General features: G+C 43.5%; 20 protein-coding genes. 11 read left to right on the top strand and 9 right to left on the bottom strand.

Features of this window, described 5'->3' with window-relative positions; genetic code table 11:
* Positions 1-54 precede the first annotated feature (54 nt).
* The 9 genes from IEV19_RS08410 to IEV19_RS08370 all read right to left on the bottom strand — a co-directional run bounded on the left by IEV19_RS08410 (position 55) and on the right by IEV19_RS08370 (position 9,084).
* A complete protein-coding gene (locus IEV19_RS08410; RefSeq protein ID WP_188370209.1) occupies positions 55-831 on the bottom strand; it encodes a DUF6090 family protein in 777 nt (258 codons plus the stop codon).
* A gap of 57 nt (positions 832-888) precedes the next feature.
* Positions 889-1,935 (bottom strand): hypothetical protein, encoded by a 1,047-nt coding sequence (locus tag IEV19_RS08405; protein ID WP_188370208.1) that lies wholly within the window; start codon positions 1,933-1,935, stop codon positions 889-891.
* 134 nt (positions 1,936-2,069) lie between these two features.
* Entirely contained in the window at positions 2,070-2,750 is a 681-nt protein-coding gene (locus IEV19_RS08400; RefSeq protein WP_188370207.1) for a hypothetical protein, read from the bottom strand.
* Positions 2,751-2,945: 195 nt separating this feature from the next.
* Positions 2,946-3,815, bottom strand: coding sequence for a DUF808 domain-containing protein (locus IEV19_RS08395; protein WP_188370206.1), 870 nt, complete (start codon positions 3,813-3,815; stop codon positions 2,946-2,948).
* 492 nt (positions 3,816-4,307) lie between these two features.
* A complete protein-coding gene (locus tag IEV19_RS08390; RefSeq protein ID WP_188370205.1) occupies positions 4,308-4,772 on the bottom strand; it encodes a hypothetical protein in 465 nt (154 codons plus the stop codon).
* A gap of 29 nt (positions 4,773-4,801) precedes the next feature.
* Complete coding sequence (locus IEV19_RS08385; RefSeq protein WP_188370204.1) at positions 4,802-7,354, bottom strand: DUF2339 domain-containing protein; 2,553 nt, start codon at positions 7,352-7,354, stop codon at positions 4,802-4,804.
* A gap of 191 nt (positions 7,355-7,545) precedes the next feature.
* Positions 7,546-8,337: a carbonic anhydrase gene (locus IEV19_RS08380; protein WP_188370203.1), complete on the bottom strand. Its 792-nt coding sequence runs from the start codon at positions 8,335-8,337 to the stop codon at positions 7,546-7,548.
* Positions 8,338-8,527: 190 nt separating this feature from the next.
* Positions 8,528-8,719: a hypothetical protein gene (locus tag IEV19_RS08375; protein ID WP_188370202.1), complete on the bottom strand. Its 192-nt coding sequence runs from the start codon at positions 8,717-8,719 to the stop codon at positions 8,528-8,530.
* Between the two features lie 182 nt (positions 8,720-8,901).
* Complete coding sequence (locus IEV19_RS08370; protein WP_188370201.1) at positions 8,902-9,084, bottom strand: hypothetical protein; 183 nt, start codon at positions 9,082-9,084, stop codon at positions 8,902-8,904.
* Between the two features lie 252 nt (positions 9,085-9,336).
* Here IEV19_RS08370 and IEV19_RS08365 point away from each other — a divergent pair, with 252 nt between their 5' ends.
* The 11 genes from IEV19_RS08365 (at position 9,337) to IEV19_RS08315 (ending at position 25,398) form a co-directional block, all read left to right on the top strand.
* Entirely contained in the window at positions 9,337-10,257 is a 921-nt protein-coding gene (locus tag IEV19_RS08365) for a nuclear transport factor 2 family protein (protein WP_188370200.1), read from the top strand.
* A 668-nt stretch (positions 10,258-10,925) separates the two neighbouring features.
* Entirely contained in the window at positions 10,926-11,354 is a 429-nt protein-coding gene (locus tag IEV19_RS08360; protein ID WP_188370199.1) for a hypothetical protein, read from the top strand.
* Positions 11,355-11,912: 558 nt separating this feature from the next.
* The gene (locus IEV19_RS08355) at positions 11,913-12,293 is read left to right on the top strand and encodes a PEGA domain-containing protein (RefSeq protein ID WP_188370198.1); all 381 of its coding nucleotides are present in this window, start codon (positions 11,913-11,915) and stop codon (positions 12,291-12,293) included.
* Between the two features lie 261 nt (positions 12,294-12,554).
* On the top strand, positions 12,555-12,929 hold the full coding sequence (locus tag IEV19_RS08350; RefSeq protein WP_188370197.1) for a hypothetical protein: 375 nt from the start codon (positions 12,555-12,557) through the stop codon (positions 12,927-12,929).
* A gap of 307 nt (positions 12,930-13,236) precedes the next feature.
* Positions 13,237-14,739, top strand: a complete 1,503-nt coding sequence (locus IEV19_RS08345) for a TIR domain-containing protein (protein ID WP_188370196.1) — start codon at positions 13,237-13,239, stop codon at positions 14,737-14,739.
* Positions 14,740-14,952: 213 nt separating this feature from the next.
* Entirely contained in the window at positions 14,953-16,500 is a 1,548-nt protein-coding gene (locus IEV19_RS08340; RefSeq protein ID WP_188370195.1) for a type I restriction-modification system subunit M, read from the top strand.
* A complete protein-coding gene (locus IEV19_RS08335; protein WP_188370194.1) occupies positions 16,493-17,668 on the top strand; it encodes a restriction endonuclease subunit S in 1,176 nt (391 codons plus the stop codon). Before IEV19_RS08340 ends, IEV19_RS08335 begins: the two co-directional genes overlap by 8 nt.
* A 47-nt stretch (positions 17,669-17,715) precedes the next feature.
* Positions 17,716-18,882, top strand: a complete 1,167-nt coding sequence (locus tag IEV19_RS08330; protein WP_188370193.1) for a restriction endonuclease subunit S — start codon at positions 17,716-17,718, stop codon at positions 18,880-18,882.
* A 4-nt stretch (positions 18,883-18,886) separates the two neighbouring features.
* Positions 18,887-19,618: a CBS domain-containing protein gene (locus IEV19_RS08325; protein ID WP_188370192.1), complete on the top strand. Its 732-nt coding sequence runs from the start codon at positions 18,887-18,889 to the stop codon at positions 19,616-19,618.
* Between the two features lie 146 nt (positions 19,619-19,764).
* Positions 19,765-23,001: a type I restriction endonuclease subunit R gene (locus IEV19_RS08320; RefSeq protein WP_188370191.1), complete on the top strand. Its 3,237-nt coding sequence runs from the start codon at positions 19,765-19,767 to the stop codon at positions 22,999-23,001.
* 132 nt (positions 23,002-23,133) lie between these two features.
* Positions 23,134-25,398, top strand: coding sequence for a GmrSD restriction endonuclease domain-containing protein (locus IEV19_RS08315; RefSeq protein ID WP_188370190.1), 2,265 nt, complete (start codon positions 23,134-23,136; stop codon positions 25,396-25,398).
* Positions 25,399-25,433: the final 35 nt, after the last annotated feature.

Below are 25,433 nucleotides of genomic sequence, written 5' to 3'. Positions count from 1 at the left end.
CCGTCTGACAGGAGATATGGATTTTCGTTCAATAATTGGTAACTCCAATTCCGTTTATGGTGCATCAGATCTCAACTCTTTATCAATGAGTTCAATTATCTGGTTGCAAAGTACTTTCATGGCTTCAAACTGAGCATTCATCACAGAGAACTCATATACGGCCATCACAAAGCCATTCTTCTGTTTAAGGTCCTTGAGCATGGCCTCATAATTCGCCCGGGGGAGTTCTACATCTTCCCCGGCCTGTCCCTGGGTTACCTGATAAGTGAAGTTCTTTACGATGGGGTTCAGGTCGAGCACCCCGTAAGAGGGTTCGTATAACAATACCTCAGCGTCATAGCGGAAATGGGCTTCCTCATTCTTGAGTTTGCTGTACAGGGCCTGCAAGTTGAGCAAGCCATCTTTGATAGAATCATTGGAGATCAAGGCCAGGTTCCCCGAGTTCACGAGTTCCTGGAAGGTGTTGTCTTGCTGGGTGAATTTCTGCCAGATATAGATGTTGGTGGTGTGATAGGCAAATTCGTTCAGGTCGGTCAGGGGTTTACCCTCAAAATATTCCAGCACCTTGTTGGCCGATTCGATACGGCCGTTTCTCACGGCGATATAGTTATCGAGTTCGGCGATGTTGAGCTTCAGATCAGTCCTGAGATTTTCCAGGTAATGCACCTCCTGTGCTCGCTGTTTCCGGGCCTCATTGTAATTGTTGATCTGCAGAGCGATCAGGATCCCAATCACTACCAGGACGATCTCGCCAATAGCGTAGAGCAGGTACCGGCTCACTCGGTTTTCCACGAGTAGCTTTTGACGTATCTGTCGAAAGAAGCGGAACATAGTAGAATGTGTTTTTAAATTTTAGTTTAGGTTATAACTCCCCCGTCTGAATACGTTTTATTCAATAATACCATACCTGCCTGATGCAACTCTGAAATAAAGAGGGTTTCGATCTGGTTGGTCTATACTGATCACCGTGCCAGAATTGTATCGACGTATCGCGGTACTCTTAGGGGCTATCCTCGACCTGCTGATCTCCTCATTCCCCTGGAGATGGCGGACCTCCACTATGCTGTTTCTACGGTTATAAAAGATAATATAGGGATTTACCCGATCCTCATCCTGCTGGCTGTCCGTCTGAGGGATTTGGGAAATTCTTTCCAGGGGGGTTAGCCCCATTACCCGGAAAACAGAATCGAGCTCCTTAACTCCCTCATGAAATTCTGAAACCCTGATCTGCCCAAATAATTCTGCCAGGCTTGCACGATTCCAGTGAAGAACCCTGAGAACATCCCTGCTTTGATTGGCCAAAAACTTCATTTTAAACCGGAACCAGGGATCATTCATTAAATAATCAATAGACCGGTCATTCATCGTCTGCCCTGTCTCAAAGAGAAAAGGTGCGTGGTTTAAGAGTTGGTTCTGGAAAGAACGGATTTCATTAATAAAATCCTGATTTACCTTTTCCAACTCTTCATTTACCAGATCCCAGTTTTCGAGATCATAGATAAGAGGTTTATGAGATTCCTGAAAATCGGTTTTGGCCTGGATAAGGCTTTTTATTCCCGGACTTACCCAGTAATACTTTTTCAATGGAAATACGAGAGTATCGCTGTAAAGAAAATTGCGAATTTCAGGGTTATCTTTATAGAATTGAGGGCTATCCAAGGTTGCCATACGCTGGAATACCGAATCGATTTGCTGATAATGCGGTATCAACATCTTATCCCTGTGAATAGACGGTTCGAGGAATTCGGACGTATTTTGAAAAAGAAGGCTTAATTCCTTCTGACGTTTTCGTTTTTCATTTAAGTTGTCAGCTTGTAAGGCGATCATGATCCCGATCACGATCAATACGATCTCCCCCAGGGCGTACAAGAAATACCTGCTTACCCTGTTCTCAACGAGGAGCTTATGGCGAAGCTGACGAAAAAAGCGAAGCACGAGTCTGGGTGGGTTGGTTTAATCCTCTTAAAGTAAATAATTTATCTGATTTTCGCCCTAATAATATGGTGAGGCTCCAAAAAGAAACCCGCCCTTATGAGAGCGGGTTCTCTAAATTTCATTAATGGTTTAAATTAATAGACAATCTCACCGACCAATTCCCATGTTGATCCATCAGGCCCAAATTGCGCGTTCATAAAATCCATATAGCCGTTGGCTCCGTTAAACCTTCCTGTTCCCCCAACGATCTCAATAGCGTGTTCAAAACCTTCCGTACCACCAAAAGTTCCTGTGGTGTAGTCTATCCCACCCTCAACGTCATTAGGGAAGTTGATAGTGACCTGCTCGATGGTCCGGAATTCATCCCCATTAGCAGCCACATAGGTTACCTCATATACCGTTATCAATTGTCTAAAAGTCTCTGTGTTGATTTCACAGCTCACGGGTACCCCGAAACATCCGGAGATTCTTTCTCCTGTGTCTGGATCAGAAACTCCCATTTGCAGCTTTCCGAGGTGGGTCATACGTCCACTGATGATATTTCGTGTCAGCGGAAATCCATATATTTCCGGGTTACAAATAAGTAGGTCCTCTTCCGGCTGATTAGGATCCGCAAAATTGCTGAGTCGGCCATAAATGGATTTTGCAACTTTTTTTGCATTGGAGGATTTTGCAGTGGTGGCTTTCAGGTCTTCACCGCCATCGATTAGGCCATCTGTTCCTGTTTCCTGGGAACAGGACATAAATAACAGAAATGTGAACAGGGATGCCAATGTAAATAGAGACCTCAACTTTAGTGGGATGCGTGTTTTCATAATGTGTGGTTTTAGAAGGTTAGATAAAAATATCTCCCAATGCGTCGCGGTAACACCGCTGAAACCGGGAGATAGCAGGAAGAAACTAAGGATTATGAAGGAGTTTTCTTCGGTTTAAAGGACGAACTGACAGATATCGTGTTCCAACTCAGGGTATTTCTTTTCAAAGATCAGAGGATGCGATAGAAATCCCGCTCAGGAGCGCTTTGACAGCCTTTTCCCTGCCTTGACCAACACCAGCACCAGCAAGCCTGCCAGCAAGCCCAGAAGAAACTCATAGAGAAGTCCGGGAAGCCAGGGAAAGGGGTTGTGAAGGAAATCCAGGTTGTGGGCAAAGATGCCACCGGAGACCAGCAACAAGGCCAGGGTACCGATCACCCCCAGGGCTTTGATCACCCAGGGGAGGGCATTCACAAAGAACCGACCGATCTTGTCTGAGATCGTGTTCTCTTCTCCATTGAGGTTAATAAGGCGGGTTCCAAACTCATCCATACGCACGATCAGGGCCACCAGGCCATACACCCCCACCGTGGCCAGGAGGGCGATAAAGGAGACCACCAGGATCTGGGTCGCCAGGGGTTTTTCCAGGACCGTTCCCAAAGCGATGATGACGATCTCTACGGAGAGGATAAAATCAGTGATGATAGCCGATTTGATTTTCTTCTTCTCCATTTCCAGGATCTCAGCTTTGCTTCCTACCTGCAGGTCGGATGGAAGGTGCATCTTTTCGTGGGGTACAAAGAATTCGTATATCTTCTCTGCTCCTTCATAGGCCAGGTAGAGTCCGCCCATGACCAGGATCAGGACCACTGCCCAGGAGGCATAGGCGCTGAGCAAAAAGGCGATGGGTAAGATGATGATCTTGTTGAGCAAGGACCCCTTCGTGATCGCCCAGAGCACAGGCAATTCCCGGCTGCTGACAAAACCGGAAGCCTTTTCGGCATTTACGGCCAGGTCGTCCCCCAAAATACCCGCCGTCTTCTTGGTGGCCACTTTAGACATGGTGGCGACGTCGTCCAATAATGTGGCTACATCATCTAAAATTGCAAAAAAACCGGAGGCCATTGATTTTTATTTTGGGGTCAAAGATAATAACAAGTTCCGCAGGAGTTAAACCAGGGGAATCGAACTTAACCCACCCCCGGCCGCTTCGTCGCTGAAGCTTTGAAGCGTAAGTGACCTTCCCAGGAGGGGAATACTTTAAAATTAGATCCTCTAAGGATAATTAATTAAGGAGAACTGCTGAATCTATGACAAAGCGAAGATTTTCCAGAAATATAGGGTAAGGCCAGCGGAAGTGCGTTTTGTGTGCCTGGCGACAGACAGGCATCACAAAAAAGAGCATGGAGCGATAAGCCGCATCCCTGGTTTGTCCCGATAATTATCGGGACAAAATTTCCTAAAATCTTCTTGATTTTTTCGTCCATTTTTTATCAAGAAAAAATGGACATAAAGAAATTGTCTCGCCATTATTTCTGGCAAACCTTCGGGAAATCAAACTAATCTTTCACCTTTTAAAATTTGCGTTTAGCTACCAAAGGAAGTTTGAAAACCTACTTACAAGATACCTCGGATCAAATTGATGAGGTTGTAATCACAGAACGAATTGATCCCACCAAAAAGGAAATTCAGGCCAATTACAAGGCACGTAGTGATTCCGAAATATTTATGTGCTTTAAAAAATACCAGAAGCAGCACGAAGGCAGTAATTGCGAGGCTGACTATCCGCATCCATATGGGCAGGTTAAATACGGAATTTGCGTAGGTGCTCGTTGCATGGAGAAATGCCTCTGCTGTAAACCCTCCCAGAAAGATCATAAAGAACAGCTTGAGATTCTGGTTTCGCAAGTAAAACATGCCAAGGGTTGCCAGCGTCATGATCCCGAGAGCCACGACCCAGTAGTGCCAGGACCCCCTCGCCTCCATTAGTCCAAACACCCAGCTGTATATGGGCCAGATCAGGAACTGAACCGTAACGGAATAAATCAATATTCTACACCAGTATGTGAATTTCTCACCCATGGGCCTCCTTTTGTTCTCCTGACAGGCCATTACTCATCTATGCTCTCCCTGAATTTATTATACAAGAACGAAACGCCCAGCAGGACTATTCCCAGCGCCAGAAAAACAATCGCCTTAGAAAGAGTCGGAAGATCCGCCAGATCGTAAAAGAACAGCTTGATCAGGGTGATGGCCAGCAGGGTGATGGCCCCTACCCGCAGGTGTTTTTTCCCCTTCCAGATGCCGAGGGCACTCAGGGCGAGGGCGCAGATGCCCCAGAAGATCGTCAGGGCGAGTTTGTACTGGTCCTGGGCCCCGTTTAGATCCAGGATGTGCAGGAGTTCACTGCTGGCCGCCCAGACGACCGTAATGCTCAGTACCACATCAAACCCCCGGATAAATTCCTTTCTCTCATAAAGGTCGAGCAATTGGCGGTAGCCTGTCCAAAGCAGGGCCGCCACAAAGGCATAAAGCAGGTAGCGCATGCCCAGGGCATAGGTCGTCGATATGCCTGCTCCCGTCCCTTCTTCATAAAGGTACACTTCCCTGAGTTCACTCATGTCGTACAGGCCGATGGTGAGGAAGTACAACAGGCCAACCGACCCCAGCATGAGTCCCACAATCCCCAGCAGCTTGGCTTTGATCTTTTCTGTATTCACCCAGAGCAACAGGGCAGTATAGCCCAGGAAATAGGCCAGCCCCCAGAGGTTTTCCAGGATCCTGAATCCGGGGTTCCTGCCAGAGCTGAAGCCTCCTGCAGCGTCCAGGGATTCTGATGCCTGGTAGCGCCCTTCCCAATAGTAGGAGATCTCATTGGAAAAGGTGAAATAGAGCACCAGGAGGAAAAGGCCACTCAGGCCGATGGAAAGCAGGGTATACCCATTGCCTCCCCTTTCAAAAGGAGGGGTGTAGGCCGACTTGTAATGCAGCCAGTTCAGGTAGGCCAGGGCCCCGGTAAAGAGGACGGAGCCCAGGAAGGTAATATTGAAAAGGGAGGGGAATCGCTCGTTATCGTTAAAGAACCAGCCGGAATTGTAGGCATCCCAGTCCTGCAACAGGCTTAGGAAGGCCAGGCCCAGCAGGGCATAGGAGATCATCTCGTAGATCCCCCGGGTTTGGGTCCGACCTATCCAGAACAACAGTACGGCTTCCCCCAGCCAGAGGAGGGTTACCCAACTGCCGTCTAACTGTACGGGGATCGCCAGGGTAAGGAAGACGAGCACCAAACCGGAGACCAGGTAAAACACAGGCTTGTCTGCTCCCCTTCGCTTAAAGACCAAAAATGCCACAGCCCCGTGCAGTAGGGCGTGAAAGAGGGTGTACATCCCAAGGCTGTTCTCCCATTCGGGCTGCGCCTTTAGCAGCTCGTATCCCAGACCGTAGTAGAAAAGGGAATTGAGTAATACCAGGATGATGTCCGACACTTCAAAGGGCTCCTTTTGCAAGAGTTTATACCCCAAAAAAGTGAGGTAAAACAGCAGGAAAAACACAAACCCAAAGGTGAAGGCCAGGGTAAAATGCGTATCGGCCTCATAGGAGAGGTCGTACCATGTCAGCACGATCAACCAGGTGAGCACAAAGGCCACCCAGTAGAGGGGTTTCCAGTATTTTTTCAGGGCGACGACCAGGATGCCGGCATTGATGATGGCCATATAGGTAAAAAGGATCCCTACCCGGTCCTGCCCCTCACTCAGGAGGAAGGGCACCGCATAAGCACCCACCAGCCCCAGGTGGGCGATAAATTGCCGATCATAATTCAGGGCGGCCGCCACCGTAGAGATGGTGATGATCACCATCAGGGCAAAGGCGGTAACGGGGGATAGCATGTCGTAGAAGGAATAGGCCGCAAAGGTCATAAAGTAGAGGATGGCCATGGAGCCGCTCAGGAGTACGGCACTGAAATTCTCATATTTCGGTCTGAGTCGGAAGGCGATCACGCCCAGGACCATGCCCAGGGCATAGCCGAGGAGGATACGGATCAGGGGGGAGATCAGGTCGTTATCTATGGAATACTTCACCCCTATCCCGGCCCCTATGACCAGGACAGCGATGCCGATCTTGGAGATGAGGTTTTCGCCTATATAGCGTTCCATATCGGTGGTCTGCGCCTGCACAGATTCAGGGGCAGCCGATGGGGTATCTGAAGGCACAGTGACTTTGGGTGCAGGTTTCCAGGCCCTTTTGGGAATAGCGATCCACAGGACGATGTAGAGGGGTACGCCCACCAGAAAGAAGATCCCCATCAGGACAAAGAGGGTCCTCATCAGGGCGAGATTCATGTTGTAGCGCTCCGCCAGGCCGGCGCATACCCCGCCCAGGATCCTGTTCTGGGGGTCGCGGTAAAGGGTGGGTTCCGGGGTCGGTGCGGGGGTGGGGGATACCTTTTCTGTTTCGGCCTCCTTTGTGGTGGTTTCTTGAATCGAGGCTGACTCCGGGGCCGGGGATTCTGTAACAGGTTTGGAGGGCTGGGCCTCAGATGCGGCTTCCCTCAGGGCCTCGATCTCTTTTCTCAGATCCTCCATCTCCTGAGAAAAATGGGAGTGCACTCCTTTGAGGACCTCCAATTTTTCCAGGAGCTTATCTATTTTTTGCTGGTTTTCCATAGGGCTGGTAATCTGCAATTAAAGATAGTGAAGGAATTCTGAATGCTGATATGTTTCGCAGGAGTTGCAGTTAGTTCCGCAGGAGTTGCACTCAGTTCCGCAGGAGTTGCACTCCTGCGGCAAATCTGCCTATTGCCAGAATCAGCGCAGCAGTATAACTACTGCGCAACTATATTCTGCTTCATCTGAATTCAGTTATAAGGAGACTCATACACCTTCACTACTCGGCCGTTGAGAGGTTGTTCCCCCCGGTAATTGTTCAGTGGCATGAGGCGTTGCAGCTCCTTGACCTGCTGTAGGGAGACGGTGATGGGTTCCTTAAAGACGATCCACCTCACCCCTTCTGTACAGGGAGGAGTGGTGAGGGAGCCCCGGTAAGTGTAGTAGTCTCTGTTCTGCGGCAGGTTGAGGTTGAGGTCAAAACATTCGTCTATGATCTTGGTCTCCCCGGGGTCTACAGGCAGGTAATTTTCCAGGAAGGTAAAGGGTTCACTGGGTTCCCCTTCCATGGCCATGATAGCAAAGACCGCTATCTCATTTTGCGCGTTTACGTGTACCATATGCATCTCCAGGGGGTAGCGTATCCCGTTCAGGGTATGTTCGGCAGCCTCATGGAAGTGGATCTGCTTCAGGTCGTACCGCACATCCCCCAGGGAGATATAATCCCCTGGTTCAAAGTTGTATTGGATGGAGTGGCCGTTGTTGGTGACCTCGTGGATGCGCACTTCCCCGTAGTAGTGGAGGTCGAGTGGCAACAGGTCGGGATCTTCCTGAGTGTGGTAGTCGATGATATTTACGGGCGACTGAAGTTCGCCTGCGCAGTGGGAGCGCTTTTCGAGTTCGGCCCAGTGCTCCGGGCCGTTCTCCCCGGTGTAGGTCCAGTGTACTTCTTCGTTTAAGGTAAGGTCTTCGTCTTGTGCTTGTGGTGTGTCTTTGCAGGAAACCAGGGCAAGGAGGGCCAGAATTCCAGTAACCGTTTTCATGGGCTATGGATTTTTAAAAGAATAACCCTGCAAGGTAAGGACTCCATCGTCCCTAAAATGTGATAAATGTCACAAAGTAAAAATTAGGGATCCGCAGGAGTTGCATAGTTACGCAGTAGTTTTACTGCTGCGTCCATTCTGCCCGGTGCTAAAACCAGCGCAGCAGTTCAACTACTGCGCAACCTATTCTTTATACATATAATTGACAGACATCACAATCCTTCACCTCCCCATAGTAGGTTTCCCGGTATTTATGAAGGGTCTTCACGGGGATCCCTGCCACGTATTTCTTGATGTAGGTGACTTTGGTGGTGAGTTTGCCCATCTTGGGCGCGTAGCGTTTTTCGGATCGCGTCTTTCTTTTTACCTGTACCAGTTTCATAGTCCTTCTTTTTTACAGGGGTTAACCTAAAAAAATGAAGGGGGATTCCAAATCCGGGGCGTTAAAGTTTTGTTAGGGTTGAAAAAGAGACCCGGCAAAACCAGCGCAGCAGTACAACTACTGCGCAACGGAGGTCCGCAGGAGTTGAACTCCTGCGGAACATCCTGCTATTTAAGGAACATCTATTTCTTAACGACCGACTGTCCAATGACAAGCGCCATCAGCAGCCAGATGATAAAGGTCTCCCCGTGGGTCATCTCGTAGGTAGAACCGGCGGCCTTTGCCATCAGAAGGACGACGTACACCACGATAGGGGATAAAAGAAGGGAAATGGCCAGGTTGATCAGTGTTTTTTTGTAATCCATTGCTTAGTTTGTTAAGGGTTAGTTTTGTTGTTACACCTCTAATTTAGGGTTTCCTTCTCAATTCTCTAAAAGAATTCCGTTCCGCATGAGTTGCACAGTTACGCAGTAGTTATACTGCTGCGTCCTTTCAGCCCGGTGCTAAAATCAGCGCAGCAGTGAAACTACTGCGCAACGTAATTCTAAGTCCCTAATAATCATTCACATAAAAATATTTTGTACCTTACTACATTAACCAACCTAAAACCAACCACAATGAAAAGAGGAATCCTCTGGGCCTTTTCCCTGGCCCTTGTTATGGCCTACGGCCAAAAAGAAAAAAACGGAACTATTTACAAAGAGCACGAAGCCATCGCCAAGGTAAACGCCATGCAGGCTGCCTGGGTGTCGGGAGATAGCGCCAAGGTGGCGAGCTATCTGCACGACGACTTTAAATCCTTTAACGGTTCGGGTACCAACAAGGATGCCAAGGGCGGCACCAAGGCCAACTACGCGGGTGGCGCCAAGTGGTGGAAGGAGAACGTGGCCTATCTCACCTTAGAACCCTCCCCCGGGGCCTATCCCGACGCTTTGGAGTACAAAGATGGGCAGATCTGGGTGCAGACCTGGGACAATATGAAAGGGGTGCACAACTCCACGGGCGTGAAGATCGAAATGCCCGTACACAGGCTCTACCGCTTTAAGGACGGCCTGATCGACATGGCGCTGAGTTACCACAATGACGCCGTTTACCGGGAGGTGGGCGAGAGCTTTGAGGACCGGCAGAACGGCATTGTCTGGAACCATCACGACAACATCAACAGCGTAAGGCGTATGGTCCATGCCTTTGAGCACGGGGATCTGGAAAAGGGCTACAGCTACTTTGATGAAAAGGCCCGTTTCAGCAACCTGGAAACGCCCAGGGGGGAATCCCTCTCTTTGGACGAGGCCAAGGCCAACATGAAGCAAACCATGGACACTTATGACATCACCTCCATAGACCAGGTGGGCTACCCGGACTATGTGGAATACGACCTCCGTGACGGCCGCACCGTCTACAGCTGGTGGGACATCCGCCTTACCCGAAAGAGTGATCAAAAGAAGATCGTAATGCCGGTGATGTACGCCCACGACTTTAACGAAGAAGGCAAGATCACAAGGTCTATGGCCTATATGAGCTCTAAATGGCTTGACTAGCCCCACGTTTAGTCAGGAGAAAGATCCGGTTCTTTTAAGGGCCGGGTCTTTTTTTTTAACTAAGATCAATGAAATAGCCTGAGTGTAAAATCCTGAGATATCGAAGATTTTCAAGAAATATAGGGTGCGGCAAGCGGAAGTGCGTTTTGCCTGGCTCGCTATTCATTAGGTTTAAAAAATAGCAGTAAGCCGGCAAAAAAGAGCATGGAGCGATAAGCCGCATCCCTGGTTTGGACCGATCCCGATATTTCCAATAGACAGCGGGATCGGGACAAAATTTCCTAAAATCTTCTTGATTTTTTGGTTCGTTTTGGATCAAGCCAAAATGAACGAAAAGAAAATGCCTTGCCATTATTTCTGGCAAACCTTCGAGATTGCGGATAAACACATTGCTTTTATCCGGCCACTTTATTTTGTTTTAAATGAGAATTTTAAATTCACTCCTAAACGGAGGGTCGCTTACGCTTCATAGCTTCAGCGACGAAGCGGCCGGGGGTGGGTATCACTGCCCAGCAGAGCATCTACTGCGCAACGTCCCCAATAGTAAACACCCGGTCTGCATGCATTTGCATGGTAACTCCCTTCCCGTTCATCTAAAAAACCACAAGAATTGTCAGATTTAAAAAAGATCTGCGTTTTAGCTAAAGATGTTATTTACAAAAAGAATATTGATAAAGAAAATACCTCTGTTTTTCTTTCTTATCCTCCTCAGTTGTGGGAAAGATGATGCTGTGGGGGCATACGATGTTACCTGGGAAGTAAACGGGCAGGGAATAGCCAAAAGAATTCAAGGCGGGGGTTATGGCAATGAATATCAGGTACGTTTGCCCTGGTCCTCCAGTTTTAATACAGACGATCCGGGTAATCTGGGGTTATTCGTCAGCTTAAATGATTCTACCCTGGTAAACGATGGCCTGGAAAGGATCACCTTAAAAGTAAATGGGGAAGTTATTGTTGAAAAAACAAAATGGATTCCCTTTGATTCCATAGAGCCCGGCATGGGATTACCCGATGATACCGGTTTATGGTTTTATTTAGAAAATACAGAGGGAAAAAACTATTCTGCACTACCTCCTGACTCCTATGTTTGGGATTAGATGCGACTCATCCAATCCCAAAAGGGCCAATCCCGATCCCGATAGCTATCGGGAGGGTCGCTTACGCTTCATAGCTTCAGCGACGAAGCGGTTAGGGGTAGGTATTTGTTCTCATGGCCAACCGAAACATCTTTTTCTTTCTGTTCGTTTTACAATGATGCAAAACGAACCAAAAACATCATCACGAAAGTTTGTAGGAAATTTTTTGTCCGCATGTTTCAGTTAAATCGTTTTCATTCTGTCTGGGACAAAAACCGCGGACCCGGCTTGACGCTCCGTGCTATTGCGCATTCCCTCTTGCTAATTGGCTCGTGAAATGCACATGCGCTGGCCTCGCCGCTATTTCTGAAAACTTTCGGGGGATTTCCATTAATTTTTACAGGGCCTTGCAGAATTAGCTGCAATGCATTCTCCCAAATTTTTCTTGTCCTTTAGCGCTTATAAATTGTTAATTCCTCATCTCAAATTTCAACTAGTTGAGATAATGTTGGGAATTAGCCGAAAAGCCAATCAAATTCTGGAGTAGGCATTTATTAATTTCAATATCACTTATTAATTATGAAGAAAATCCTTTTTATTTCAGTTGCCTTAATTACATTATGTGGCATAAGTAGTTGTGCAACACTGTTTGGCAAAAAAACACACGCATTAGCTGTAAGTTCAGATCCAAGGGGGGCCGAAGTTTACGTAAATGGATTTAAGATGGGAGTAACTCCCGTCGAATTAAATCTTAAAGCTGATAAATCATACACTATTGAATATCGTAAAGAGGGATATGAAAGTGTAACCAGAGTTGTAAATACCAAGGTTGGAGCTGGATGGATTATTCTAGATGTTTTAGGGGGATTAATCCCAGTAATAGTTGATGCTGCGACTGGAAATTGGAATAAATTAGATCAAGACGCAGTTAATGCGGCATTAATTGAACAGAATAAGTAATAGCCGCCACTACTTTTGTTTACAAACTAATTGCGGGATTTAATTCCCGCAATTGTTTTTGTTCTTATCGCAAATGTCCTCGGTAAGTTTATAATTTTATTCCAAACTTAATACCAGCGAATCCTGGCATCAAAATAATTTAAGCATCCCCAACACTTCATATTCAATTAACCAACCTTTGTAAATTGATGCTTAAAATTTTACTCATATGGTAAATGAGTAAGCCTGTGTTGTAGTATTGTTTTCCTTTACTTTTAAAACATGAAAAAAACCGCCCTTATCCTTCCCCTCCTATTTCTATCCTGTGCCCAAAATCTTGACCGGGAGATCCCTTCAGAAAACCCCGAAATCCAAACCTCCATGAATGCACTTCTCAAAGAAATTGAGGGCGACATGCTGACCCTGCTCGAAGATGGAGAACAGGATGGGTTGGCTTTCTATTACCTCGACAAAACGAGAAGCAGCCTGTTGAGAAAAATGGACAGTTTATCCCTTTTAGAAGGGCCCGAACTCCTTACTCAGCTTCTGGAATTAGACGCTGCCAAAAGGCGGTTGCTGCAAACCTCCAGTGCTTCCAACCCGGTGATCCGGGATCTGGAGGAGCAGATCGCGGAGTTGAAAAAGCAGATGGAGTAGCTGCTAGAAAAATTGCTGCAATACGATAGCAATAATTCTCTTTGGAACTTGCCTGCCGGACTACCTACCTTAGGGAAGTAGGCAGGTTTGAGATTTGGGACTTGTAATTTCCTCTTAATAAACCTAATTGCTACTATCTCAATTAAACCATAAAAATACTATGGTTTATGAGGGGGCCATTTAGTTTTTTATGGTGTAATTTTCCAAAGCATATCCTCCATTTAAGAAAGAGGTGGATCATATTTCATTCATAAGGTTACTACAAATCTTGATTAGTATAATACATTTCGGAAATAAAAGACAATAAATGAAAATTTATTTAGAAGACGTATTTAAAACATCGGGGACACCTACTTACACTTTTGTAAGGCCTGTGGAATATACAAAACTCATTGTTTCTCTGAGAACTAAGGGACGAGGAATGGTGGTTGAGGGCCCATCAGGTATAGGCAAAACCACTAGTATTAATAAGGCTATTGAAGAAGTGGGACTAAATACTACGGTAACCTCTCTGTCTGCAAGAAAGAAGGAAGACGTTGAGATGATTCAGCTATTACCAGAATTTTCTGATATGGGAATTGTAGTTGTTGATGATTTTCATGTTTTACCTAACGAAATCAAAAAGGATCTATCGGATTTCATGAAGACGCTAGCGGATGAAGACTCGGTTACTTCAAAACTTATTCTGATTGGAATTAATAAGGCTGGTGACTCTTTGGTTTCTTTTTCTCCTGATTTAAATAATAGAATCGATACAATAAGATTCGAAGCAAATCCTGAAGAAAAAATTGAGGAAATGTTGACATTAGGAGAAAATGCATTAAATATTACCCTAAATATTAAATCAGAGCTAATTTCAGAATCCAAAGGAAGTTTTCATATAGCACAAATGTTAGCAAAGGAAACCTGTATCTGTTCAGAAGTTATTGATAATGAATCAGGAAAGGAAGCAACAGATACTAGTTTGGAAACAGTAAAGGCGAAAGTGATTCAAGAATTAGCGAGACTATTTTATCCAAAAGCAAGAGCTTTTGCAATCGGTTCGAAATTAAGAAAAGAAGGGAGGGCTCCGTATCTACACCTTCTAAATTGGTTAGCTAATAGTCCTGAATGGTCAATTCAAATTGATGAGCTTTTAAATCAGCATCCAGCAATGAAATTGAGTATTAATCAAGTTGTTGAAAAGGGATTTCTAAGTAAATTATTACGAGATAATCCAATGCTTCAAGATGTTATACATTACGATGATCAATCAAATGTACTAACAGTAGAAGATCCGAAATTCCTATTTTATATAAGAAATATATTATGGAATAAGTTCGCAGAACAAATTGGTTTTATTGGTATCGAATTTATCAAGCTATACGATTTTGCGTTATCCTTTGCGGGAGAAAACCGGGACTTAGCTGAGTCAATTGCCAATAAATTACTAGAAAGGGAAATATCTGTTTTTTATGATAAAAATGAACAACATCGGATTTTAGCTACGAACGTAGAAGACTATTTAGCTCCAATCTACAATTCCGAGGCAGATTATGTTATTGTTTTATTAAGTTCTGATTATCCCAAAAAAATTTGGACAAAATTTGAATCAGATCAGTTTAAACAACGATTTGGAGATAACACAATTATTCCTATTTGGTATTCAGATACAGATGTAAGTTTATTTGATGAATCTAGACAGTATGGAGGACTAGCATTTAATGTGAATAATGATCTAGATTCTGAATCATCAAAAATTGTGGAAATTATATCAAAAAAGTTAGAAGAAAAACGTAAAGAAAAAAGTTCTACTGCCAAGAATGAATAACCGCAGTTATTGTTGATTAATCTACGCCCATATCTGTTCCGAATCATCATCTCTTATTCTTAACGAAAAATTGGCTAATGAATCCATTGTTACAATTGAGGAGATTGTAATGAGTAATCTGTAAGTGTTAACACAAAAATCATTTATCTTGTTTGAAAGGCAGCGTTTCAATAAGAACGAAGAACTTTGAATTAGACAAAAGGAAAAATATTAATGGCAATAAAAACCTCAACCTCCACCGAAGAACCCCTAGAAAAACAACTTTGGAAAGCAGCAGATAAATTGCGAAAAAATATAGATGCCGCTGAGTACAAACATATCGTACTAGGGCTCATTTTTCTCAAATACATCTCGGATGCTTTCGAAGAGCTTTACGAAAAGTTAAAAGCTGGTGAAGCAGAATATGCAGGGGCAGACCCAGAAGATAAGGACGAGTATAAAGCCGAAAATGTGTTTTTCGTACCCCAGCAAGCGCGCTGGTCTTTCTTGCTTTCTCAGGCCAAGCAACCTACTATCGGTAAATCTGTGGATGATGCCATGGATGCCATTGAGAAGGAAAATACCTCACTGAAAGGAGTGCTTCCCAAAGTGTATGCGCGACAAAATTTAGATCCTACCAGTCTTGGGGAGCTCATTGACCTAATTGGCAACATTGCCTTAGGAGATGCAAAATCCAGAAGTGCCGATATTCTAGGACATGTATTCGAATATTTCCTTGGAGAGTTTGCTCTGGCAGAAGGTAAAAAGGGTGGACAATTCTACACCCCAAGAAGTGTTGTTGAACTCTTAGTGGAAATGCTGGAACCCTACAAAGGGAGAGTTTTTGATCCCTGCTGTGGGTCCGGAGGGATGTTCGTTCAATCTGAAGAATTTGTCACCAGTCATCAAGGGCGGATCAACGATATATCCATTTATGGGCAAGAAAGTAACCAGACTACCTGGAGATTATGCAAGATGAATCTAGCCATTCGTGGCATTGATAGTTCACAGGTTAAATGGAATAACGAGGGTTCTTTCTTAAATGATGCACACAAAGATCTGAAAGCAGACTATATTATTGCCAACCCGCCTTTTAATGTAAGTGATTGGAGCGGTGATTTACTTCGTACCGATGGCCGTTGGAAATATGGAGTACCACCAAGTGGAAATGCCAATTATGCATGGATTCAACATTTCATGTACCATTTGGCACCCAGTGGACAAGCAGGTTTTGTACTGGCAAAGGGGGCTTTGACATCTAAAAGTGGTGGTGAAGGGGAAATCAGAAAAGAATTGGTAGAGGCCGATTTGATTGACTGTATTGTTAACCTGCCTGCCAAGTTGTTTTTAAATACGCAGATTCCCGCTTCGCTTTGGTTTATGAGCCGTAACCGCAGCAACGGAAAATTCCGAAACCGCAAAGGCGAAATTCTCTTTATTGATGCCCGTAATTTAGGTCAACTGATAAATAGGCGTACAAAAGTTCTGATGCCGGATGATGTGGCGAAAATTGCGAATACATACCACAACTGGCGAAACACAGATGGCCAATATGAAGACATAAAAGGTTTTTGTGCCGCTGCCACCAAAGAGCGAGTAGCCGAACTGGATTACGTGCTCACACCCGGGCGCTATGTAGGCTTAGTTGAGGAAGAAGACGATTTTGACTTTGCTGAGCGCTTTACTGAGCTCAAAGCCGAGTTTGAAGCCCAATTGAAAGAAGAAGAAGAACTTAACAAACGGATTGCCGATAATCTTCAGAAAGTGAAAATTGATGAGTGAGTGGAAGGAATTTCAGTTAGAAGACTTCGCGTACATTAACCCTACTGAACGTATTCGAAAAGGGGTAATTGCAAAGAAAATTCCAATGGAATTTATACATCCATTTACAAAACGTATACCTGCTTATTCATTGGAAGAATACAGAGGTGGAGTCAAGTTTCGAAATGGTGATACCTTAATGGCTAGGATTACTCCAAGTCTTGAAAATGGTAAAACATCTTTTGTTGACATTTTAGATGAAGATGAGATAGGTTTTGGATCAACCGAATTTATTGTTCTGAGAGAAAAGGAAGTTGTTTCAGACAAACACTTCCTTTACTATTTGGCTATTTCACCAACTATCCGTTCCACTGCAATCAAGTCTATGACTGGAAGTTCTGGACGGCAAAGAGTACAGACTGATGTTCTTAGAGCACATGTTTTCGAAGCACCGGAATTAGATGAACAAAAAGCCATCGCTTCTATCCTTTCCAGCTTAGACGATAAAATAGACCTCCTGCACCGTCAAAACCATACCCTGGAGCAAATGGCGGAGACCTTATTCCGTCAGTGGTTTGTTGAGGAATCGGATGGTGATTGGGAAGAAGGTACAATAACCGATTATGCTGAACATTCAAAGGTTTCGATTAAACCAAGTGCAAATCCTTCAGCAGTTTATGCTCATTATAGCATCCCTGGATTTGATTCTGGTAAGGAACCAGCCTATGAACTCGGGCAGGAAATAAAAAGCAATAAATATCAAGTTTTTGCAAACACTATTTTATTCTCTAAGCTAAATCCACATAAGGATAAAAGAGTTTGGCTGATTCTTGATGAAGTGCCTCAAAACGCGATTTGCTCAACCGAATTCCAAGTAATCAAACCGTATCATGAGAATCATTTGTACTTCATATATGGTTGGCTCTCGAATTCTAATAACTACCGTGAAATTTCGTCAGGAGTAGGTGGAACAAGTGGAAGTCATCAAAGAATTTCACCAAATGAAATTTTCTTATTTCCTACACCAAAGATTTCTAATGAACCCTTACATGATTACGCCAAATCAGTAAAACCCTTATTTCTTAAGCAACAAATGAACCAAACCCAAATCCGCAACCTTACCGCCCTGCGAGATACGCTGCTGCCAAAGTTGATGAGTGGTGAGGTACAAGTCCGTAATACGTATTAAAAGCGCTATGCCAATATTTTAGTCTTAGTAAGAAAAAGTGAAAATTGATGAGTGAGTGGAAGGAAACGACATTGTCTGAAATATGCTCTGACATTTCCTATGGATATACAGAAAGTGCAAAACAAGAGAAGGTTGGGCCTAAATTTCTACGTATTACTGATATTGCAAATGGTAGATTAGATTGGAATACAGTTCCCTATTGTCCGATTACATCAGATAATTTCAAGAAGTACCAACTGTTACCAGGGGATATAGTAATTGCAAGAACAGGGGCCACAACTGGAGCTAATTATACAATCAAAGAAAACGACCCAAAAGAAGTAGTATATGCATCCTACTTAATTCGATATCAAATCGATAGAAATTTGGCTGACCCCTTTTTCATTGGCCAATTATTATGTTCTCCAAGTTGGAGTGATTATGTAGATGCAATTGCTGGTGGTTCTGCACAGCCAAGCGCAAATGCAAAACAGTTAGGAAGTTTTGAAATTTTGCTGCCAAGTTTATCTGAACAACGTGGCATCGCCTCCATCCTTTCCAGCTTAGATGACAAAATAGACCTGCTTCACCGCCAAAACAAAACCCTGGAGCAAATAGCGGAGACACTGTTTCGGCAATGGTTTGTGGAGGAAACAGATGAGGGGTGGGAGGAAGGAATTTTAGGGAATGAATTTGATTTTACGATGGGTCAATCGCCACCAGGAAGCTCTTTCAATGAAGATGGGATTGGAACGCCAATGTATCAAGGTAATCGTGATTTTGGGTTTCGATTTCCTGAATATCGTGTGTTTACAACTGAACCAAAACGATTTGCTGAAAAACACGATACACTAATTAGTGTTAGAGCACCTGTTGGTGCACAGAATATGGCAAACGAAAAATGTTGTATCGGAAGAGGTGTTGCTGCTTTTCGATACAAAGCGAATCCTGCTTATTATACTTATACATTTTTCAAAATGAAGTCATTGATGGATGACATAAAGCAGTTCAATGAAACAGGAACTGTGTTTGGATCTATTAGTAAAAGGGACTTTCAAGAAATGGAGGTGTTTATACCACCCATAGAAATAGTTGAAAGCTTTCAAAATGAAGTAAAGCCAATTGACGACAAGATAATTACCAATTGTACCCAAATCCGCACCCTAAACTCCATGCGGGATACACTGCTGCCTAAGTTGATGAGTGGAGAGGTTCGTGTAAATGTTAAGAAATAGCAAGATGAAAATAAAGAACGTAATTGAACATTATCACCAATTAGTTTCTGTTAAAGCTGCAAGTCATTTGCAAGAAGCAACTTCAAAAATGCTGGTAAATGATTTTTCGCAATTGGCAGTAACCAACGAGAATGGTGAGGTAATCGGTTTTATCAGTTGGAAAACGATAGGTGTTGCTGGAAACTTCAAAACCGAGGAAAATTTAGTTCGAGATTTTATGGACCCAAATCTCCTAAAACTTAAAGATTCAGATCGGGTAATTGAACATTTTGAGAGCATATTAGAAAAGGAGTTTGCGTTTATTAGCAATGAAGAGAATCAGGTCTATACAATCTTGACCCTTTACGATCTTGCCCAACTCTTCAAAATGGAAATTGAGCCATTTCTGGAGTTAAAATCCATTGAAAGCGTGTTAAGGCTATATATTCATACTAATATAGATAACAAACTTTTCTTGGATTTTTGTAGAAAGAAGCTTAGTAAACGTATAAAAAGTCCAGATGATTTAACATTTGGTCAATATCTCAGAGTTTTAAACGAAGAAGCTTTTTGGAGTGAGTTTCAAATTCCATTACATAAAGAGGTATTCATTGAGAAGTTGGATGTCATCCGAAAAGTTCGAAATGATATAATGCATTTTAAAACCAGGAAATTATCGAATCGGGAAATGAAACATCTAAAGGACATAAATAAATATTTTAGGGTTCAAAATGCAATTACTAGGACCTCCAATTAGTTAACTTAAAGGCTTGAATAAGTGTGATCTGAGTATCTTACCTGATAAATGACTCAACCCTAATTTAAGATGCAAATACAAAGAAATGCCTTTATGATAATAACACTTAATGGCAAGTGTATTTTAATGAAGATTGATCGTGATATATGAATCGAATCACAGAAAACGAAATAGAATTATTTGCTATTCAAGAGTTAGAAAAACTCAATTACAATTATGTCTATGGCCCAGATATCTCGCATGATGGGGAAAATCCGGAGCGGAGTTCATACAAAGAAATCCTGCTAACACATCGCATGGCAGAGGCCGTACAAAGAATCAACCCCACCATGCCACCCGCTGCTCAGGAAGAAGCCATTAAAGAAATACAGCGTATTCATTCGCCCGAATTATTGACCAATAATGAAAGCTTTCATCGCTTATTGACCGAAGGCATCAAAGTCAGTTATCAAAAAGACGGACAGCAAAGGGGTGATCTGGTTTGGTTAGTCGATTTCAACACACCCGAAAACAACGAGTTTATTGTCGCTAACCAGTTTACCGTAGTAGAAAATGGCGTAAACAAACGCCCAGATGTTATTCTCTTTGTTAACGGCATTCCTTTGGTGGTGATTGAACTCAAGAATGCAGCAGACGAAAACGCCACGATCAAATCTGCCTTCCGACAGATAGAGACTTATAAAGCTGTTATTCCAAGCCTGTTTACCTACAATGCTTTTACGGTTATTTCAGACGGTTTGGAAGCTAGGGCAGGTACTATATCCTCGGGTATGAGCCGGTTTATGGCGTGGAAATCGGCGGACGGCATAGAAGAAGCATCCCACCTTGTAGGTCAATTGGAAACGCTTATAAAAGGAATGCTCAACAAAGAGACCTTACTCGATTTAGTAAGGCATTTTATTGTGTTTGAAAAATCGAAAAAGGAAGATGCCCAAACAGGCGTAACTACTATTTCCACCGTCAAGAAATTAGCGGCTTATCACCAATATTATGCAGTAAACAAAGCTATAGAGTCTACATTACGAGCCACAGGTTACCACAAAAATGAATTGGATTTTGGATTGCACCCGGCAGCAGATGATCCATCAAATTATGGGTTGCCTGGAGTCCAAAGTCAGCCTGAAGGCGACCGAAAAGGCGGGGTTGTTTGGCATACCCAAGGAAGTGGAAAATCCCTTTCCATGGTATTCTTTACCGGTAAAATTGTGTTGGCTTTGGACAATCCTACCGTGGTGGTTATCACCGACCGAAATGACTTGGATGATCAACTCTTTGACACCTTTGCTTCTTCCACTCAGCTTTTGCGACAAGAACCCAAGCAGATAGAAAATCGAAACGATTTGAAGGAAAAATTAAAAGTGGCTTCAGGGGGTGTGATTTTTACCACTATTCAAAAGTTCTCGCCCGAAGAAGGGAATGTATATGAAACCCTCTCAGAACGAGAAAATATTGTAGTGATAGCCGATGAAGCCCACCGCACCCAATACGGTTTCAAAGCCAAAACCATAGATGACAAAGACGAGCATGGCAATGTGATCGGTAAGAAAACCGTGTACGGCTTTGCCAAGTACATGCGCGATGCGCTACCTAATGCCACCTACATCGGTTTTACAGGTACCCCAATAGAAAGTACGGATGTAAATACCCCTGCCGTTTTCGGCAACTACATTGATGTGTACGACATCGCCCAGGCGGTTGAAGATGGTGCTACCGTACGCATTTATTACGAAAGCCGATTGGCCAAAGTCAACCTAAGCGAAGAAGGCAAAAAACTGGTGGAGGAATTGGATGATGAGTTAGACGTTGAAGAACTCACCGAAACTCAAAAAGCCAAAGCCAAATGGACACAGTTAGAAGCCTTAATCGGCAGTGAAAACCGAATTAAGACCGTAGCGAAGGATATCATTCAACATTTTAGTCAGCGCCAGGAAGTTTTCGAAGGGAAGGGAATGATTGTAGCCATGTCTAGGCGCATTGCGGCAGATCTCTACGAAGAAATCGTCAAACTCAAACCGGAGTGGCATTCAGATGATTTGGACAAAGGTGTCATCAAAGTCGTGATGACCTCTGCCTCATCTGATGGCCCAAAAATTGCCAAACATCATACCTCGAAGCAACAGCGAAGAACTCTCGCGGACCGAATGAAAGATCCGAATGATGAATTGAAATTGGTGATAGTTAGAGATATGTGGCTCACCGGTTTTGACGCACCAAGCATGCACACCCTCTACATCGACAAACCCATGAAAGGCCACAATCTAATGCAGGCTATTGCCAGAGTAAACCGCGTCTATAAAGACAAACCTGGAGGTTTGGTGGTAGACTATTTGGGTATAGCATCTGACTTGAAAAAGGCCCTTTCATTTTATTCAGATGCCGGAGGAAAAGGGGACCCTACGCTGGCACAAGCCCAGGCAGTGGAATTGATGTTGGAAAAATTGGAAGTGGTTTCCCAAATGTTTAATCATTTTCCTTATGAGGATTATTTTGAAGCGGAAACAGGTCAGAAGCTTTCCATGATCTTGGCTGCTGAGGAGCACATACTCAGTTTGGAGGACGGTAAGAAGCGATACATCAATGAAGTTACAGCCTTATCCAAGGCCTTCGCCATTGCAGTTCCCCATGATCAAGCCATGGACGTCAAAGACGAGGTTTCCTTCTTTCAGGCAGTTAAGGCCAGATTGGCCAAATTTGATAGCGCAGGAGAAGGCAGAACCGATGAAGAAATTGAAACTACGATAAGACAAGTCATTGATCAAGCACTGGTTTCAGAACAGGTGATCGATGTCTTTGATGCGGCCGGTATAAAGAAGCCAGACATTTCCATTCTTTCCGAAGATTTTTTGTTGGAACTGAAAGGGATGGAACACAAAAATGTTGCCCTTGAAGTTCTAAAGAAACTTCTCAATGACGAAATCAAAACTCGTTCTAAGAAGAACTTGGTTAAAAGTCAATCTCTCAAAGAGATGCTCGAAAATTCCATCAAGAAGTATCACAACAAGATACTGACAGCTGCTGAGGTAATGGAAGAGCTTATCAAACTGAGTAAGGAAATCGTCAACATGGATAGTGAGGCCAAGAATATGGGTCTTACTGATTTTGAATATGCATTCTACACAGCAGTGTCTAATAATGAGAGTGCAATGCAATTGATGCAACAGGACAAGCTTCGGGAACTTGCGGTCATACTAACTGAACGTGTTAAGCATAATGCATCCATTGATTGGACTATTAAAGAAAGTGTACGGGCGAAATTAAAGGTGATCATTAAACGTACGCTAAGGCAATATGGATATCCTCCAGACATGCAAAAATTGGCCACTGAAACCGTGTTGAAACAAGCCGAGATGATAGCCAGTGAATTGACCGGCCATCAATCTTAAAAGGAAAAGTAATTTTCGACCTCTTTTAGAGAATCATAAATACTCGATAGATGGCACGATTAATTCAAGGTAGTTTACTCAGGAAATAAGTCTGATTCTCGATCTTTATAAACTTAAAATCAATTAGTCTGAATGAGCAAGCCATTATTTAAAGAAGTCAGCTATTCCTTATCCAAGTTAATGGATGACATAGAAATGGGAAATATTGGGCTTCCCGATATCCAACGCCCCTTTGTATGGCCTAACAGAAAAGTAAGAGACCTTTTTGATTCCATGTATCGAGGCTATCCTATCGGGTATTTGCTCTTTTGGGAAAACAAGGTGAATAAAGGCGTAAAGCAAATTGGAGTAAATTCCCATCAAAAGGTTCCCCAACTTCTTATTGTCGATGGTCAGCAGCGGCTCACTTCTCTGTTCGCTGTCATGAAAAACATTAAAGTCATACGGGACAACTACGATAGCGAAAGCATAGAAATAGCCTTTCATCCCCTGTCTGAAAAGTTCGAAGTGGCTGACGCCAGTATCCGAAGAAATCCGGAATGGATCCCCAATGTTAGTAAAGTGCTTTTGGACGAGGTCAACCAGTACAAAGCGGTCACAGAATTTATAGCCCAGTTGAAAACAGCAAAATCAAAGGTAGAAGAAGTTCTAACTCCTGAAGAAGAGGACAAGATATCTCAATCCTTACAGAACCTATTTGGTATAAAAAGCTTTCCCTTTACAGTACTGGAACTTTCTGCGGATATAGATGAGGAGCAAGTGGCTGAAGTATTTGTGCGAATAAATAGCAAGGGAAAAACATTAAACCAATCCGACTTTATTCTGACGTTAATGTCTGTTTTCTGGGAGGATGGAAGGAAAGAGCTAGAACAATTTTGCAGAGCGGCTCGAAATCCGCAAAAGGGAGAAGCTGGTCCCTTTAATCATTTTATAGATCCAGACCCAGATCAACTACTAAGAGTCTCTATTGGATATGGTTTTAGGCGTGCACGCCTTAAATACGCTTATTCTTTATTACGAGGTAAAGATTTGGAGTCGGGAGATATCAGCGATGAACAAAGAGATAGACAATTTGAAAAATTAAAAGCGGCCCAATCACAAGTGCTCAACCTCCAGAACTGGCACGATTTTCTTTTGGCCATTCAACACGCCGGCTATCGAAGTTCAAAAATGGTGAGTTCGGAAACTACGCTTATGTATGCGTATGTTTTCTACCTGATAGGAAAGCTAGATTTAAAAGTACCCGATAAGGAATTAAGTAAAGCAATCGGCGAATGGTTCTTTGTAACGAATTTGACTTTGAGATATATAAGCTCTGCAGAAACTGCGATGGAAAGAGACCTGGCAGATTTAAGGGGAATGACTACTCCAGAAGCATTTCTGAGTTGGATGCGTAAAACCATCGATTCAGAGCTAACCGATGACTTTTGGAGAGCTACATTGCCTGTGCGGCTGGAGTCTTCTTCGGCTAATACGCCCGTACTTCACTGTTACCATGCTGCGCTCCATATCCTAGATGCAAAGGCACTGTTTTCAGATATAAAAGTTTGGGATGCACTTGATCCTACAACTAAGGCCTATAAAAACAAGGTTGAAAGACATCATTTATTCCCTAGGAATTATTTGAAGGGTTTTGGTATCACTTCTGTGAGAGAAACCAATCAAATTGCGAATTATGCCTACGTCGAATGGAAGGAAAACTTAGCCATTTCAGATTCTGCTCCATCAGAATATTTTGAAGTATTCACCAACAATATAGATTCTAGTGCACTCGAAAAAATGAAGTATTGGCATGCCTTGCCAGATGATTGGGAGTCTATGACCTACGATGAATTTCTGGGAGCACGTAGAAAGTTAATTGCTCAAGTTACCAAGGATGGCTTTAAAAAATTAGCACAAGGCAAAATTATTATTGAAAAGCCACAGACTATAGAACAGATGATCGCTGTTGGTGAGGGAAGTTATACCGAGTTTAAATCAACACTCCGTGTCAATCTTCATACCAATGAGAAAGATCCCAAAATGGAACACGCTGTTTTAAAGACCATCAATGGATTTTTAAATACAGATGGCGGATACTTAGTTATTGGTGTTGCCGATGATGGAGCGGCTTTAGGGTTAGACATTGATGGTTTCGCCAATGAAGATAAAATGGATTTACATCTTGGCAATATTGTGATGAGCAGAATGGGTCCGGAAACCATGTTGCACATAAAACCTCGCTTTGAGGATTTTAAAGGCAGCAGAATTATGCTGATAGATTGTAAACCCAGCCAGGTACCCGTTTTCCTAAAAAACGGATCTGATGAAGAGTTCTATATCAGAGCAGGGGGGTCATCTGCAAAACTAATAGGAAGGCAGCTTCATGACTACATCAAACAAAGATTCCCCAACTGATTTATGACAATTTGGTAGAATTTGGTCAAAAAAAA

This window comes from Muriicola marianensis (genome assembly GCF_014638095.1).
Lineage (GTDB): Bacteria > Bacteroidota > Bacteroidia > Flavobacteriales > Flavobacteriaceae > Muriicola > Muriicola marianensis.
Note: the sequence above shows the minus strand (reverse complement) of the source record. Positions and strands in the feature narration are given on the sequence as shown.

Excerpts from the sequence above, each read along its gene's own strand:
- IEV19_RS08410 (WP_188370209.1), bottom strand. The coding sequence starts at position 831 with ATGTTCCGCTTCTTTCGACAGATACGTCAAAAGCTACTCGTGGAAAAC.
- IEV19_RS08400 (WP_188370207.1), bottom strand. The coding sequence starts at position 2,750 with ATGAAAACACGCATCCCACTAAAGTTGAGGTCTCTATTTACATTGGCA.
- IEV19_RS08395 (WP_188370206.1), bottom strand. The coding sequence starts at position 3,815 with ATGGCCTCCGGTTTTTTTGCAATTTTAGATGATGTAGCCACATTATTG.
- IEV19_RS08390 (WP_188370205.1), bottom strand. The coding sequence starts at position 4,772 with ATGGGTGAGAAATTCACATACTGGTGTAGAATATTGATTTATTCCGTT.
- IEV19_RS08385 (WP_188370204.1), bottom strand. The coding sequence starts at position 7,354 with ATGGAAAACCAGCAAAAAATAGATAAGCTCCTGGAAAAATTGGAGGTC.
- IEV19_RS08380 (WP_188370203.1), bottom strand. The coding sequence starts at position 8,337 with ATGAAAACGGTTACTGGAATTCTGGCCCTCCTTGCCCTGGTTTCCTGC.
- IEV19_RS08375 (WP_188370202.1), bottom strand. The coding sequence starts at position 8,719 with ATGAAACTGGTACAGGTAAAAAGAAAGACGCGATCCGAAAAACGCTAC.
- IEV19_RS08370 (WP_188370201.1), bottom strand. The coding sequence starts at position 9,084 with ATGGATTACAAAAAAACACTGATCAACCTGGCCATTTCCCTTCTTTTA.
- IEV19_RS08365 (WP_188370200.1), top strand. The coding sequence starts at position 9,337 with ATGAAAAGAGGAATCCTCTGGGCCTTTTCCCTGGCCCTTGTTATGGCC.
- IEV19_RS08355 (WP_188370198.1), top strand. The coding sequence starts at position 11,913 with ATGAAGAAAATCCTTTTTATTTCAGTTGCCTTAATTACATTATGTGGC.
- IEV19_RS08350 (WP_188370197.1), top strand. The coding sequence starts at position 12,555 with ATGAAAAAAACCGCCCTTATCCTTCCCCTCCTATTTCTATCCTGTGCC.
- IEV19_RS08345 (WP_188370196.1), top strand. The coding sequence starts at position 13,237 with ATGAAAATTTATTTAGAAGACGTATTTAAAACATCGGGGACACCTACT.
- IEV19_RS08340 (WP_188370195.1), top strand. The coding sequence starts at position 14,953 with ATGGCAATAAAAACCTCAACCTCCACCGAAGAACCCCTAGAAAAACAA.
- IEV19_RS08335 (WP_188370194.1), top strand. The coding sequence starts at position 16,493 with ATGAGTGAGTGGAAGGAATTTCAGTTAGAAGACTTCGCGTACATTAAC.
- IEV19_RS08330 (WP_188370193.1), top strand. The coding sequence starts at position 17,716 with ATGAGTGAGTGGAAGGAAACGACATTGTCTGAAATATGCTCTGACATT.
- IEV19_RS08325 (WP_188370192.1), top strand. The coding sequence starts at position 18,887 with ATGAAAATAAAGAACGTAATTGAACATTATCACCAATTAGTTTCTGTT.
- IEV19_RS08320 (WP_188370191.1), top strand. The coding sequence starts at position 19,765 with ATGAATCGAATCACAGAAAACGAAATAGAATTATTTGCTATTCAAGAG.
- IEV19_RS08315 (WP_188370190.1), top strand. The coding sequence starts at position 23,134 with ATGAGCAAGCCATTATTTAAAGAAGTCAGCTATTCCTTATCCAAGTTA.